At 59.0% G+C, this 13,809-nt stretch carries 11 protein-coding genes; 8 read left to right on the top strand and 3 right to left on the bottom strand.

The window, feature by feature from the left end:
* Nucleotides 1-80: 80 nt before the first annotated feature.
* Nucleotides 81-1,646: a S8 family serine peptidase gene (locus AC1RRC_RS23625; RefSeq protein ID WP_493057979.1), complete on the top strand. Its 1,566-nt coding sequence runs from the start codon at nucleotides 81-83 to the stop codon at nucleotides 1,644-1,646.
* A 77-nt stretch (nucleotides 1,647-1,723) separates the two neighbouring features.
* Here AC1RRC_RS23625 and AC1RRC_RS23620 read toward each other — a convergent pair whose 3' ends face one another.
* Nucleotides 1,724-4,066 (bottom strand): TonB-dependent receptor plug domain-containing protein, encoded by a 2,343-nt coding sequence (locus AC1RRC_RS23620; protein WP_493057978.1) that lies wholly within the window; start codon nucleotides 4,064-4,066, stop codon nucleotides 1,724-1,726.
* Between the two features lie 152 nt (nucleotides 4,067-4,218).
* Entirely contained in the window at nucleotides 4,219-5,124 is a 906-nt protein-coding gene (locus tag AC1RRC_RS23615) for a PhzF family phenazine biosynthesis protein (protein ID WP_493057977.1), read from the bottom strand.
* A gap of 75 nt (nucleotides 5,125-5,199) precedes the next feature.
* On the opposite strand from AC1RRC_RS23615, the gene AC1RRC_RS23610 reads away from it, so the two are divergent.
* Complete coding sequence (locus AC1RRC_RS23610; protein WP_493057976.1) at nucleotides 5,200-8,358, top strand: error-prone DNA polymerase; 3,159 nt, start codon at nucleotides 5,200-5,202, stop codon at nucleotides 8,356-8,358.
* A gap of 96 nt (nucleotides 8,359-8,454) precedes the next feature.
* Here the strand turns inward: AC1RRC_RS23610 and AC1RRC_RS23605 are convergent, their stop codons facing one another.
* A complete protein-coding gene (locus AC1RRC_RS23605; RefSeq protein ID WP_493057975.1) occupies nucleotides 8,455-8,931 on the bottom strand; it encodes a phage integrase N-terminal SAM-like domain-containing protein in 477 nt (158 codons plus the stop codon).
* 75 nt (nucleotides 8,932-9,006) lie between these two features.
* Between AC1RRC_RS23605 and AC1RRC_RS23600 the strand changes: the two genes are divergently transcribed.
* From AC1RRC_RS23600 to AC1RRC_RS23575, 6 genes are all read left to right on the top strand, one after another.
* Nucleotides 9,007-9,738 (top strand): hypothetical protein, encoded by a 732-nt coding sequence (locus AC1RRC_RS23600; protein ID WP_493057974.1) that lies wholly within the window; start codon nucleotides 9,007-9,009, stop codon nucleotides 9,736-9,738.
* A 115-nt stretch (nucleotides 9,739-9,853) separates the two neighbouring features.
* Nucleotides 9,854-10,573: an immunity protein Imm33 domain-containing protein gene (locus AC1RRC_RS23595; protein ID WP_493057973.1), complete on the top strand. Its 720-nt coding sequence runs from the start codon at nucleotides 9,854-9,856 to the stop codon at nucleotides 10,571-10,573.
* A gap of 74 nt (nucleotides 10,574-10,647) precedes the next feature.
* On the top strand, nucleotides 10,648-11,139 hold the full coding sequence (locus tag AC1RRC_RS23590) for a hypothetical protein (protein ID WP_493057972.1): 492 nt from the start codon (nucleotides 10,648-10,650) through the stop codon (nucleotides 11,137-11,139).
* A gap of 71 nt (nucleotides 11,140-11,210) precedes the next feature.
* A complete protein-coding gene (locus tag AC1RRC_RS23585; protein ID WP_493057971.1) occupies nucleotides 11,211-11,591 on the top strand; it encodes a hypothetical protein in 381 nt (126 codons plus the stop codon).
* Nucleotides 11,592-11,668: 77 nt separating this feature from the next.
* On the top strand, nucleotides 11,669-12,118 hold the full coding sequence (locus AC1RRC_RS23580) for a hypothetical protein (protein WP_493057970.1): 450 nt from the start codon (nucleotides 11,669-11,671) through the stop codon (nucleotides 12,116-12,118).
* Nucleotides 12,119-12,999: 881 nt separating this feature from the next.
* On the top strand, nucleotides 13,000-13,782 hold the full coding sequence (locus AC1RRC_RS23575) for an alpha/beta hydrolase family protein (RefSeq protein WP_493057969.1): 783 nt from the start codon (nucleotides 13,000-13,002) through the stop codon (nucleotides 13,780-13,782).
* Nucleotides 13,783-13,809: the final 27 nt, after the last annotated feature.

Genomic DNA, 13,809 nt, shown 5'->3' with positions numbered 1-13,809 from the left:
CTACAGAGATGCGGATGAGCTCTTCTCGTGCTTGCCTGAAAGCAAGGGTTTGTCCTGTGCCTGATAACCCGGAGGCTGACATGCGCAATCCATCCCACTCTTTCCAGCTGGCGCTGGCCATCAAACTGGTGTGCGCGGCGGCCGCCATCGGCGCCGCCGGCCACGCCACGGCCGCGCCGGACATCACGCGTGTCATCGTGGCCTTCAAACCCGGTTCCGCTTCCGCCATCCGCTCCGCAGTCGGCGCGGCCCACGGCGCCATCAAGCATGAAATCTATGGCATGGATGCGATGGCCATTGAAGTGCCGACCCAGGCGCTGAACGGCTTGTCGCGCAATCCCAACGTGCTCTACGTGGAAGAAGACGTCAAACGCTACCCGCTGGGCGGTACGACGGCATCGACCGGGAATCCTTACCTGGTGGGCCAACTGGTGCCATGGGGCATCAAAGCCGTACAGGCCGACCAGCTGGCCGATACCAACGCCGGCAACCGCAAGGTGTGCATCATCGATTCCGGTTATGACCGTTCGCACGAAGACTTGAGCGCCAATGCCGTGACCGGGGAATATGACCGGGGCACCGGCTGGTGGTACACCGATGAAAACCACCACGGCACCCATGTGGCCGGCACGATTGCCGCCATTAACAACAACGATGTCGGCGTGGTGGGCGTGAATCCGAACCGCACCCTCAAGCTGCACATCGTCAAAGTGTTTGATGCCGAGGGCTGGGCCTATTCCTCGTCGCTGGCCACGGCCGCCAACAAGTGCGGCGCGGCCAGTGCGAACGTGATCAGCATGTCGCTCGGCGGCGGCCGTCCCAGCAAGACTGAAGAGCGCGCTTTTGATGCGCTGGAAACCAAGGGGGTGTTGTCGGTGGCGGCGGCGGGCAATGACGGCAATGCCGCCGTCTCGTATCCGGCTGGCTATGCCAGCGTGATGAGCGTGGCGGCGGTCGATGAAAGCCTGACCGTGGCCAGCTTCTCGCAATTCAACAGCAAAGTGGAAATTGCCGGTCCCGGCGTGAATGTGCTGTCCACCGTGCCGATGGGGGCGGGCGCGTCGCCATCGCTGGTGGTCGGCGCCACCACCTACGCGCCGGGCGCCATGGATGGTTCGCCGAAAACCAGTGCGACCGCGCCATTGGCGGACTTCGGGATTGGCGACAAGATTGTCAGCGCCATGTCCGGTAAGGTGTGCCTGATTGCGCGCGGCACGATTGATTTCGCCGTGAAGGTCAGCAATTGCCAGAAGAGCGGCGGCAAAGGCGCGGTGGTATACAACAACGTGGCCGGCGGCTTTGCCGGTACGCTGGGCACCACGATCACATCGATTCCGTCGGTGACGGCATCCGATACGGAGGGAACGGCGCTGAAAGCGCAACTGGGCGCCTCCGCCACCGTGGCGGTCAAGGCCACCAACTACGATTACTACGATGGCACGTCGATGGCGACACCGCACGTGTCGGCGGTGGCGGCGCTGGTGTGGAGTTACTTCCCGACCTGCAAAGGGGCGCAGATCCGCGCGTCGCTGGGCAAGAGCGCCAAAGATTTAAATGCGGCGGGGCGCGACGTGTACACCGGCTTTGGGCTGGTGCAGGCCAAAGCCGCGCATGACCGCATTGCCTCACTGGGCTGCGGCAATTAAGCGGTGGCTGCCGCGTAGGGCGGTTTCCGCCTTCGCGGAAGCCGCCGTGCATGCGAGCCGCCCCCGTTTTCTTACTCTTAGAACTTGACCCACAAACGGCCGAAGTACGACGCGCCGTTCAAGCCAAACTGCACCGAGTCATAGTGGAAGCCGTTATCCGTTTCGTCCGGATTCTGGCGGGTCGGCTTCACATTGAAGATGTTGGCGCCGCCAAAGGTCAGCTTGGTGTTTTTCGTGAAGGCGTACGTGAAGCTCAAGTCCGCCGACGTCTTCGCTTCATACTTCGCATTCGGGACACCGGCGGCGGTGCCGCTGAAGGTGCCCAGCGTTTGCGGGCCGAAGTGGATGATCTTGAAGTCGGTTTCCAGCGCACCGGTCACGTAGTCCAAGCCCAGGGTGGCCTTGCGGCGCGGGCCGCCTTGCTCGATGAACAGGCGCTCGCGTTCGGACAGCAGCACGTCTTCATAGCCCTTCAGCGAGGCCGGCGCGTGGATGCCCGTGACTTCGGTCTTGCTGAAGTTCATCGCCACGAAGGTGGTCAGCTTGTTGCCGGCCAGGGTGGATTTATGCGACGCGGTCAAGTCCAGGCCGCGCGTTTGCGTATCGACCGAGTTGACGAAGAATTGCGCTTCGCCCACGCCCAGCTTGGCCAGGCGTTCCGCCAGCGATGGGTAGTTGTCGGCATTGAAGCGGCCGGACAGCACGATGCGGTCCTTGATCTTGATGTCGTATAAGTCGGCCGTGATGGACGCTTGCGCGTGCGGCGACCAAGTCGTGCCCAAGGTATAGCTGGTGGATTTTTCTTCCTTCAGCTTCGGGATGCCGGCCGCGTTGGCCACCGGGCCGCCATTGGGCGCCAGCACCACGTCGGTCGGCACGCCGCTGATGAAGTCGGTGAAGGTCGACGAGAAATACACTTGCTGCAGCGACGGTGCGCGGAAGCCGGTGCTGGCCGAGGCGCGCAGCAGCAAGTCCGGCGTCACGCGCAGCGAACCGGCCAGCTTGCCGGTGGTGGTGGAACCGAAGTCGCTGTAGCGCTCGTGGCGCAGCGCGCCTTGCACTTTGACCCGCTCGGTGATGTCGAGTTCCAGGTCCAGGTAGGCGGCGCTGCTGTGGCGCTTGGCATTGGTGCGGTCGCCAGGCTGGAAGCCGGGGAAGCCCTGGCTGCCGGCGTTGCCGCCAAAGCCGACGCCGTCCGCGTCGCTGTACGAACCCGGTTCGCCGGCGAAGATCTTGTATTGCTCGCTGCGGTATTCCGCGCCGAACGCCACGTTCATGCCACGCAGGATGTGGTCGTAGTAGCGGCTGAAGTCGGCATTGGTGGTCATCTGGCGGAACGAGAAGCCGCCCGCGTCAAACGACGACGGGCTGATGCCTTTGCCGCCCTTGATCAGGTCGGCGTTGGCGATCGACGCGTTCAGCGTGTTATTGATGGTGTACATCATGCGGTTGTAGCCATAGGTCTGCGACAAGTCCGCCGTCCATTCGCCCACACGGCTCTTGTGGCCGACGGTGGCATAGCGGTCGTCGATCACGCCATCGATGAAGGGCACGAAACCGTTCGGGTACATGGCCGCCGAGTTGCGCGATGGAATATCGTCGCTGCCGATACCGCCACGGGCCCAGGCGGCGCTGGAAGCGTCGCGCTGCTGGGCGCCGGCCGTGAAGTAGAACTTACCGCCCGGCATGGTCGGCACTTCCCCGGTCACGTACAGGGTCTGGTTTTCCGCCTTGGTGTCGCCGATGATGCGGGGATTGCCCGCTTCGGCGCGGTTGGAGCGGCCCCGGTCCAGGTATTCGCCGGTGATGCCGACCACACCGCCGGCCAGCGCCACGCCGCAGTAGGCGGACGCCATGTAATTCTTGCCGTCGCCTTCCGAATACTGGCTGTAGCCGGTCACGGCTTCGCAGCCCAGGCTTTTCTTCAGGCCGATGTCGAGCACGCCGGCAATCGCATCGGAACCGTACTGGGCGGCCGCACCGTCACGCAGCACTTGCACATCCTTGATGGCCAGCAGCGGGATCGCATTCATGTCGGTGCCGGTGTTGCCGCGGTTGCGCGCGCCAAACAGGTTGACCAGCGCGGTGGTGTGGCGGCGCTTGCCATTGACCAGCACCAGGGTCTGGTCCGAACCCAGACCGCGCAGCGCGGCCGAATCCACCAGGTCGGCGCCGTCCGCGCCGGTCTGGCGGGTCGAGTTGAACGATGGGGAGACGTACGTCAGCGATTGCGCCAGGTCGAATTGCGCGCCCTGTTCGGCCGCCTTGGTCATCGGGATCACATCGACCGGCACCACGGTGTCGGTGGCGGACGAGGTGGCGCGGCGCGAACCCACCACGTTTACGGTTTGCACTTGCGAAGCGCCTTCGCCGGCCGTTTGGGCATAGGCGGCAGGGGACAGGGCGGTCATGGCGCTCATGGCAACTGTGCCATACAGACTGATCAAGACTGCTTTACGTAAAGTGCTGGTTGCGAACACGCGCGTCTCCGGAAATAAAAAAAATGCCGCGATTGTAATCGAAGCAAGATTTTTCCGGCATACGTAGTACAACGTAGTCGTTTAAACCACTGTTACAGATTGGGCGCGGGTTTGGGGTGATAGGGAATGGCTTCCGCCGCCCCGCCGACCAGCACGGTGTCGCCTTGCAGCCGGGTGCGCAGCAGGCACGGCTGGCCCCGGTTCGCGCCCTGGTGCAGCACAATGCCGTGCCCCAGGTGCAAGGTCAGCGCAGCGGCCGCGACGCCGGTGGCGCTGTCTTCCAGCGCCGGGTCGAGGTGGTTGAAATTGCGGCCTTCAATGGCGCCATCGGCGCGGCGCGCCCATGCATAACAGCCATTGACGCCATGTTCCCGGCCCCAGGCGGCGATGAATTCCAGGTCGGGACGCAGCGCTTGCAAGGTGGCGCAATCGGGCAATTCCAGCAGCAGCTTGGCACTGCCGGCGGAGACCACCATCGGGGCGGAGACCGGTTGCAAGCCGGGCGCGGCCATCAGGCGGGCGATCAACTCCGGCGCCACGGCAATCGTGGGCGCCGGCTGGCGTTCCAGGGCGATAAACAAGCCGGCGCCGGTGCGGGACAGGTGCAGCGGTTGGCCGCGCAACGCGGTGCGCACGGTGATCGCATGCACAGATTGTTCCGCATCACGCGGCGGTTTGGCGCCGGGCGCGGCCGCCGTGTCGGCAGTGTTGCGCGGGAGGCTGGACGGACGTGCGTATGTTGCGCTGTCCGCGTCATCGAACAACACGGCCGCCGCCGCCAGCGTCGCATGCAGGCACAGCGGGCTGCGCGTGTGCGGATAAAAGTAATCGAGCACCACCTCACCGGCGTCGGCATCGATAAACACGCAGGCGCTGCGCTGTTGGGTATAGGCGAAGTGCTGGCGCTGGCTGGCAGTCCAGCCGTCGCCTTGCACCACCAGCGCGGGATTGCCCTGGCCCGGCAGTGCGCCGAAGCAGAGAAGTTCGGTGATTTTCATGATCGAAGCATAACTGACTCTGTATCTCAGCTGCGCACATGACTATAATACTGTATAAAAACACAGTATAGAGTCATGTCCACCGAATTGCCCGATTACGCAGAGCTGTTTTGTTTGTCCAACTTTTCCTTCCTGCAGGGGGCATCCCATGCGGAAGAGTTGGCCGAACGGGCCGTGCAATTGGGTTACAAGGCGCTGGCGGTCACCGATGAATGTTCGCTGGCCGGGGTGGTGCGCGCCCATGGCGTGGCGAAACGGGCTGGCCTGACATTGCTGATCGGCGCGCATTTCCATTTGACGGAGCCTGACGGCAGCGCGGGCTTGTCGCTGCTGGTGCTGGCGCAAAACCGCGACGGTTACGGTAATTTGTCGGAACTGATCACCCTGGCGCGCACGCGCAGCGGTGTGGCGAAGGGGACTTATCTGCTGCATCCGGCTGATATCGCGGCGCCTCAACCGGCGCAGGCGCATTTGCAAGGGTTGCCGCATTGCCTGGCGATTTTACTGCCGCATTATCCGGTCGATTCTCCGGACGATATCGACCGGCTGCACCGGCAGGCGGCGTGGATGGCACGGCAATTTCCCGGGCGCGCCTGGCTGGGGTTGAACTTGCTGCAGCGCGCGTTTGATGAAAGCCACCGCATCAGTATCGATGAAGTGGCGCTGCAGCATGGCTTGCCGGTGGTGGCGGTCGGGGATGTGCGCATGCACGTGCGCTCCCGCAAACCGCTGCTCGACACCTTGACGGCCGTGCGGCTGGGCAAACCGGTGGGCGAGTGCGGCTATGCGCTGCCGCAGAATGGCGAACAGCATTTGCGGCAGCGTCTGCGGCTGGCCAATATTTATCCGCGTGCCGCGCTCGATGAAACGCTGCGCATCGCCAGCCTGTGCACGTTTTCGCTGGATGAACTGCAGTACGAATATCCGCATGAACTGGTGCCGGAAGGGCATACGCCGTCAAGCTATTTGCGTGAACAGACGTATATCGGCGCCAACATGCGCTACCCGCATGGCATACCGGAGAAGGTGTCCCGGCAGGTCGAGGAAGAGTTGGCGTTGATCGCGGAGCTGGCGTACGAGTTTTATTTCCTCACGGTGTATGACATCGTCCGCTATGCACGCTCCCAGCATATCCTGTGCCAGGGGCGGGGCTCGGCCGCCAATTCGGCCGTCTGTTATTGCCTGGGGGTGACCGAAGTCGATCCCGAACATTCGAACTTGTTGGTGGGGCGTTTTATTTCCCGTGAACGCAAAGAGCCGCCGGACATCGACGTCGACTTCGAACATCAGCGGCGCGAAGAAGTCATCCAGTACATCTATGCGAAATATGGCCGCCACCGCGCCGCGCTGGCCGCCACCGTGATTTGCTACCGCCCGAAAAGCGCGCTGCGCGACAGCGGCAAGGCATTGGGCGTGGACCTGGCCATCGTGGAAAAGGTGGCGCGCTCGCACCGCTGGTTCGACAGCCGCAAGGATTTGTTAGAGCGCCTGGCCGAGTGCGGTCTGGACCCGGAATCGCAACTGGCGCGCCAGTGGGCGGTGCTGGCGTATCAATTCCTCAGTATTCCCCGCCATTTGTCGCAGCACGTGGGCGGCTTCGTGATCGCGCAAGATAAATTATCGCGCCTGGTGCCGATCGAGAACGCCAGCATGCCGGACCGCAGCGTCATCCAGTGGGACAAGGATGACCTGGAAGAGTTGAAGCTGATGAAGGTGGACGTGCTGGCGCTGGGCATGTTGTCCGCGTTGCGGCGTGCGCTGGACATGGTGGGCCAGCGGCGCGGCACGCATTTCCGGTTGCAGGATATTCCCCGCGAAGATGCCGCCACCTACGACATGATGTGCGAGGCGGACACGGTCGGTGTATTCCAGATCGAGTCGCGCGCGCAAATGAGCATGCTGCCGCGCTTGCGGCCCCGCGTGTTTTACGACCTTGTGATTGAAGTGGCGCTGGTGCGGCCCGGGCCGATCCAGGGCGGGATGGTCCATCCTTATCTGCAACGGCGGCTGGATAGCAGCCTGGTGAAATACCCGCCTCGCCTGGAGGGCGCGCTGAAGCGTACCTTGGGCGTACCAATTTTTCAGGAACAAGTGATGCAGGTTGCCATGATTGCCGCTGGATTCACTGATGGTGAAGCGGATCAGTTGCGGCGTGCCATGGCTGCCTGGAAGCGGAAAGGCGGCGTTGATCAATATGAAGACCGGATCAAAGCCGGCATGAAGGAACGGGATTATCCCTCGGAATTTGCGGATGCCATCTGCAAGCAAATCCGCGGTTTCGGTGAATATGGTTTCCCCGAATCACACGCGGCCAGTTTTGCGCTGCTGACGTATTTCAGTTCGTGGATCAAGTGCCACGAACCGGCGGCTTTTCTGTGTGCTTTATTAAACAGCCAGCCGATGGGCTTTTATGGGCCGTCGCAACTGGTGCAGGATGCCAAACGCCACGGCGTCATCGTGCGACCGGTGGACATCACGTGCAGCGGCTGGGATTCCGCGCTGGAGGAACCGGCGGGGCCGCGTGGCCAGCCTGCCGTGCGGCTGGGCCTGTCGCTGTTGCGGGGCATGCGTCCCGACAGTGCGGAGCGGATCGAAGTGGCGCGCATCGTGCGGCCCTTCGCCAGCGTGGCCGACCTGGCGCGCCGCGCCGACCTGGAGCGCCACGATTTGCAGGTGCTGGCAGCCGGCAATGCCTTGCGGGCGCTGGCCGGCAACCGCCGGCAGGCGCTGTGGGATGCGGCCGGCGCCGTGCCGGACAAGGATTTACTGAGGCCGACCGTGCCGCAGGAAGAAACGCCGCAACTGGCGCCGCCCTCGGAAGGCGATGAAATCCTGCACGATTACCGTTCGCAGGGGCTGACCCTGGAACGCCATCCGCTGGCGCTGTTGCGGCCGCATTTGCTGGCGAAGCGGTTCTTGCCGGCTGCGACCTTGAATACCTTTGAACAGGGCTGGCCCGCGCGCGGCTGCGGCATCGTCACGGTGCGCCAGCGCCCCGGCACGGCCAAGGGCGTGCTGTTCATCACGATTGAAGACGAGACCGGTAACGTCAACGTGATTGTCTGGCCCGCGCTGGTGGAGCAGCAGCGCAGCGAAGTGCTCAATGCTTCGCTGCTGGGGGTGTATGGCGTGTGGCAGCGGGAAGGATCGGTGTGCCACCTGGTGGCCAAGCGGCTGGTGGATTTATCGCATTTGCTGGGCAGGCTGAAGACGGGGAGCCGGGATTTTCATTGACGCTGGCGTGCTGTCTTCAAATGTCCGGCACGATCGATTGCCGGTCCAGCGGACTGATCACGCTGCGCCCGCCGCGATTCAGGACATGGGTATAAATCATCGTGGTGGCGACGTCCTGGTGTCGATGTCTTTGACCCGCAACCGCATACATTCCATGATGCGCATGCCACTGCCATAGATCAGCCTGAGCATCAGTCCCGGCGTACCCTCGATGTGGACCAATATGTTCTGGACTTCGTCCACGGTCAGCACCACTGGCAAGCGCTGCGGGGTCTTGGCATTCACTACGCCATCCAGCCAAGGCAGTTCGCTATTCAGCACTTCCTTGTAGAGAAATAGCAGGGCGCTGCGTGCCTGGTTCTGCGTCGACGCCGCTACTTTGCCAGCGACGGCAAGGTGGGTGAGGAAGGCTGTGACATGTGCCGCGTCCAGTGTGGCCGGATGCTGGAGGTTGTGAAAAAGGACGAAACGCCAGATCCAGTCCACATAACTGGCTTCGGTGCGAAGGCTGTAATGCTTGACCCTGAGGCGATCCCGTATTTGATCCAGTAACTTCGGCTGGGCGGTGTCCATGCGGCCTCCGAGGTGGGGTGGGATTTAGGATTCGGGTGTGATAAAGTGGGGTAACTATTTGATAACAAAGTAAAGATGCTGGTCTTCCGTGCGGAATCTCAAGACTTTGTCGGGGGAAGGTGCGGCGGATGGGGTGTCTACTTCACGTTGGGCCGCAGAATGAAAGTCGTCGCTTCGATTGCCGCTATCTTGTTTTTTCCGCTCGCGGTGATGTTCGCGATCGAGCGAACTTGGTTGGCGAATTCTCTCGGCATAATCTGGTTCGCGGTTTTCGGCTTCGTCCTGTTCGTGGGATTGGTGCTCGGTTTTGTTTTCGGCCAGGCTCGCGCTGGTGTTATGTTTGGCTCCGGTGCAACGGCATTGCTCCTTATTTGTGTTCTTATGGTGCTGCCTATATCCGCCGAAGCGCAAACTGATCAATGTTCGATTAAGGAACGACGCGCGGAAAATACCACTGCCGCTCGCGCGGCTCGTGATGAGATCACGCCAGAAACTTGGAAGCATTTTAAGTCTATCGAAGGGTTAATTGGCGCCAAGGCAAAGGAAAAGGGTTGGAATCGGCGCAAAATGCAACAAGTCCAAGCCGCTGTATGGTTCTCCCCTGAAGTTGACGAACTTTCTCGTAAGCGCAAAGCGTATTTGATTGAGCTTGACTTCATTGAATACTACGGCCTACCTCCTGATGGTGTCTCAGTTCCCGCCAATTGTGATCTTTCGTCGTATGCACGGAAGCTTTCTGCGGCAGTTATCGCCAGTTCAGAGGCCGAATACAAACTCGCATTACGGGTCTTAGAGGCTGCAGAATAAGGCATATGGCAATCGTTTTGGGTCTCGTGCCCAACCCCGCAGTGCACTGGACTGCCTCCACGCTGTGTGTTCCGGCAGCCAGTGACTTTTTACGTTGGACCATTTAAGGAAACCTATGTTGAAACGATTGTTGGGTTTAGTACTCGCTGCAGGCTGGATTGGAAATTCTATGGCGGCAAAGGACTTTTCAACAATTAACTGTTCCAAGTTTGGCCAACCGGAATTTGTATTTACGGTTGATGACGGCTCTCTTGCTGAAAAAGATGCGCAGTGGTTCCGCTCTACACTGGAAGAAATGGTCGCCGCTGGCGAGCGATTCAAGGCCGGTGAAACGCTTCTCGTCGGTCCGGTCTTATTGAAACTTGAAGCCACAGATGATGGAAAACTCCGGGTTTTTGAGCCAGACATGAAGTCGATGCCATTCAAGTATGTTTCCTCTGTCGCAAAGACGCTCAGAATCGTTCGATCGCAGCGATACGTCGCGGATAGCTTGGGAGTCACGGATTCAATGCGATTTGCACCCTTGCACCTGCCTCTCTTGATCTCGCGTAATGCACTTCAGGCGCCGTTGATTCTAATGATGCGCTCGAACAGCCGAGGTTCAGGTACTGGTTGGGTTTTGTCAGATGCTCAAGGTAAGACGACCGCGAACGAAGATTTGTTGGCAATATCTGTGTATGAGGCGGCAATCCAACGCCCAGAAATTATTGAATTCATGGCGCTTCCGGATCAGTTTTCAATTGTTGTAGCAAGTAGAAAAAAGTTTGAAATTTTTAAGGATGGAAGTCCGATAAAGCCATTAGAGGGCAGCTATCTTGATAGATTGTCCAAGTGACCATGTCCAACCACTTTTTGCAGCCGATGCCCTGCGACGCGGCTGAACCCACACGTTGAACTCATCAATTAGCTATGTCGCCAATTTCTCGATTTATTCTTATAAGCTTCCTGCTTGTCTCGCTGCACTCGATTGCCGCAACAGACGACACATATCCTGTCAAATTCAATCTGGGAGTCGTCGAAAGTTGGAGGGCTGCGCCAGAGGCCATTGGAAGGTGGTGTGAAAAGATTGATCCTGATGGCGTTGAAGGACGTCGGGCTGCTCATCAGGCATGGGGCGTTCAGTACGACGAAGTGATTCGTGAAATCAATAATAGCTTTAACGCAATCGTTCCTATAATTAGCCCTTCGCGAAATTCGCAAGTCAATCCAATCGAAGCTGTTCGGGCACACATAAATATAGAACTCCTAAAGACCAAATTCATTGGGAAGAGCAACGACGACGCAAAGGTGATTTGCAAGGGCTATGCGCCAGAGCAATCGCCAGCTACACTCGATAAAGTGAAGAAGGCGCTAGCGGAGCTCAAGGAGTGGCGGGAAGAAAATGCGTCCCCAAATAAATAACGGTTCTAACAAATCGCTCCATCGGACGCCTTCCGGAGCCGCTGAGCAGACACGTTGGAGTAGATGAGCATATGCATTATCGAATCTTGTTAATTACTGTATTCGGACTTTGCTGGTCTGCCCATGCGCAGTATGCAGACATAGATGGAAAATTCCGTTCGCATTCGACGACGCTTAACCTTATACCACTGGACAAAAACTCCGGTGTAATCGCCGCCACAACGACTGTGGTTCAAGGAGCCTGTTCTGGTACTGTTGCAGGCATTGGTAGAATTTCCGGTGACGAACTCAAATTCTCGCCATATGTTAAGACTAATAAGAATGGTGCTTGCGTTGTTACTGTGCTTTTCGACGAGAAACGAAGTGTTGCCAAGGTCACTGCTGATGGTTGCGTGACCCAAAGTGGAGCTTCTTGTGGCTGGGAAGGCGATACTCTTAAACGAATTAAATGAACGATGACGAAAACTCTCCAAACCTGCATTGCAGCCTACGCCAATGACGCGACTGTATTTATTCGTTGGCCACATTCATGAGCATGAAAATATTCAAAAAAATCTTGCTGGCTGTGATTATCATATCCAGTGGCATCCACGTGCATGCACAAGAGGTAGGGCAACGTCCTCCGGATACTGAACTTGCATTGCAACTTTCTGATTGCTACAACGGTCTTACTGCATTGGACGGGCTTGCTTTGATCACTGATACAAAGGTGGATAAGTCGAGGATCCAAGATTCAAAACGAATGGCAAGGTTCGGCTCAGCATCGCTTGTTGGAAATGATAAAGCGAAGGAATATTTTATTTCTTCGAGAACTAAAGTGAAGGCAGAACTAACGACTGCGCTCGAAGGTGGCAGTTCTGCCGTTGTTACGTTTGTTCAACGGTACACGGACCTATGCTCAACGATCTTTGAACAACATGGCGCATATATTGGTGATCGCATCACTTCAAATGTCCGGAATGGCGGTGAATCCAAGTGAATGTTGAGCCCTTTTTCGTGGGCACTAGAAATTTACCTTACACTTTTCTTTTTCAAGTAGTCCGCTACTAATATGAATCCATCGCATCTTACACCTCTATTAGCTGGGCCAATCCTCGCAGTCGCACTCACCGGATGTGCCGGCACGCCTCTGATGGCGACAACGTACTTACCGCCAGAGCGCGGCGCGCCTTTGATAATTATCGCCCCGCAGAAGACCACGACTCCCATATACGTCGATGTGTGCGCCAGCGGAAAATGGGAAAAAGCTGCAGTGCTCGGGCGCGGTCTTGTTTCGTCCGGCTCCGTTATTGCTGCGGACTTCACTTCCATTGCATCGAACGCCGATGCAAAACCACTTCCAGATCAAGCGGAGATAGTTCTTCCTACTAAGCAAGAAGTGATGGTTAGGATACGTTCTAACCCAGAGCTTGTAAGCGGTGGGCCGATTACTGGAGGCAAGGTGGTGAGCTGCGCGGCTCCGATCGCGTTTGCGACAGAATCTGATACAAAGTACAACGTAGTGTGGTCGCGGAGTTCGGAGGGGTGTTCGGCGGCACTAACAAAGACCCGAGCCGATGGAGGTCGCTCTTCGGAGGTGGATGTCTCAGTTCGCAAGGACGCCGTGTGCCAAGCGCAATAGGTTTTTCACGTGATTAGACATCCGTCCAACCTTGCCGCACGTTGATCGCCAAGATGGTGTTTGCTGAAATTGGCGATCTTCCCGAGAGATTGCCTGACATTCGACGAAGCCAGTATCTTGAAGTCGCTGGTGACATCAGGGAACGCTGCCTGGAAGCGGTAGGGGGCAATCCGATACTGCACGGGATACGTCGCGCTCCTGGGCTTACACTCCCCATGTTCCCTTAAAACCGCCCCGACATGCCAACAACCATTCAGTCACGCGTTCAACAAACCTTCAAGTACGGTCCGATGCAAGCCCACGAGGGCGACTTGTATCTGCCCCATGCGACGCGCCCACCGGTTGTCTGCCTCCTCCATGGCGGCTTCTGGCGTATGCCATATGGCCGGGAGGAGCTGGCCGGCATCGCCATGGACATCGTGGCAAAGGGCTATGCGGTCTGGAACATCGGGTATCGCCGGGTGGGCGCGCCCGGAGGCGGTTGGCCCGGCACGGTCAGTGACGTGGCACTGGCGGTGGATTATCTCGCCACGCTGGTGGATGACGGGATCGATTTAGATCTGAGCCGTGTCGTCGTGGTTGGCCATTCTGCAGGCGGCCAGCTTGCCTTATGCGTTTCAGCACGGAGTCCAGGCGCCCACTTCCAGCCGGCGCGTGTCCAGCCAATCGCCGCAGCCGGGCTTGCCGCGGTTTCCGATCTGGCGCGTGCCTATCGGGATGCCGCAGGTAATGGCGCGGTTGATCAATTCCTGGGAGGCGGCCCGGATCAAGTTCCCGACCGCTATTCAGCTGCGTCACCCATTGAGTTACTTCCGCTGGGCGTTGTACAGCTGATCGTGCATGGCGCCAGGGATCAGGCGCTGCCAATTGACCTTGCCAGGCACTATGCGTCCACTGCACAGGCATTGGGCGACCGCGTGGACTTTGTCGAGCTTCCTGAGGCGGGGCACATGGATTTCCTTGACCCACGCAGCGAAGCGCATGCAACGCTGTGCAAATGGCTGGTGCAAGTGAGCCGATGAGCACAGGAGATTGCTGCGTTATGATGG

The sequence above is a fragment of the Pseudoduganella sp. GW821-FHT12E03 genome, assembly GCF_058807115.1.
Note: the sequence above shows the minus strand (reverse complement) of the source record. Positions and strands in the feature narration are given on the sequence as shown.

Coding starts and splice junctions, on each gene's coding strand:
- AC1RRC_RS23625 (WP_493057979.1), top strand. CDS start 81: ATGCGCAATCCATCCCACTCTTTCCAGCTGGCGCTGGCCATCAAACTG.
- AC1RRC_RS23620 (WP_493057978.1), bottom strand. CDS start 4,066: ATGAGCGCCATGACCGCCCTGTCCCCTGCCGCCTATGCCCAAACGGCC.
- AC1RRC_RS23615 (WP_493057977.1), bottom strand. CDS start 5,124: ATGAAAATCACCGAACTTCTCTGCTTCGGCGCACTGCCGGGCCAGGGC.
- AC1RRC_RS23610 (WP_493057976.1), top strand. CDS start 5,200: ATGTCCACCGAATTGCCCGATTACGCAGAGCTGTTTTGTTTGTCCAAC.
- AC1RRC_RS23605 (WP_493057975.1), bottom strand. CDS start 8,931: ATGGACACCGCCCAGCCGAAGTTACTGGATCAAATACGGGATCGCCTC.
- AC1RRC_RS23600 (WP_493057974.1), top strand. CDS start 9,007: ATGCTGGTCTTCCGTGCGGAATCTCAAGACTTTGTCGGGGGAAGGTGC.
- AC1RRC_RS23595 (WP_493057973.1), top strand. CDS start 9,854: ATGTTGAAACGATTGTTGGGTTTAGTACTCGCTGCAGGCTGGATTGGA.
- AC1RRC_RS23590 (WP_493057972.1), top strand. CDS start 10,648: ATGTCGCCAATTTCTCGATTTATTCTTATAAGCTTCCTGCTTGTCTCG.
- AC1RRC_RS23585 (WP_493057971.1), top strand. CDS start 11,211: ATGCATTATCGAATCTTGTTAATTACTGTATTCGGACTTTGCTGGTCT.
- AC1RRC_RS23580 (WP_493057970.1), top strand. CDS start 11,669: ATGAGCATGAAAATATTCAAAAAAATCTTGCTGGCTGTGATTATCATA.
- AC1RRC_RS23575 (WP_493057969.1), top strand. CDS start 13,000: ATGCCAACAACCATTCAGTCACGCGTTCAACAAACCTTCAAGTACGGT.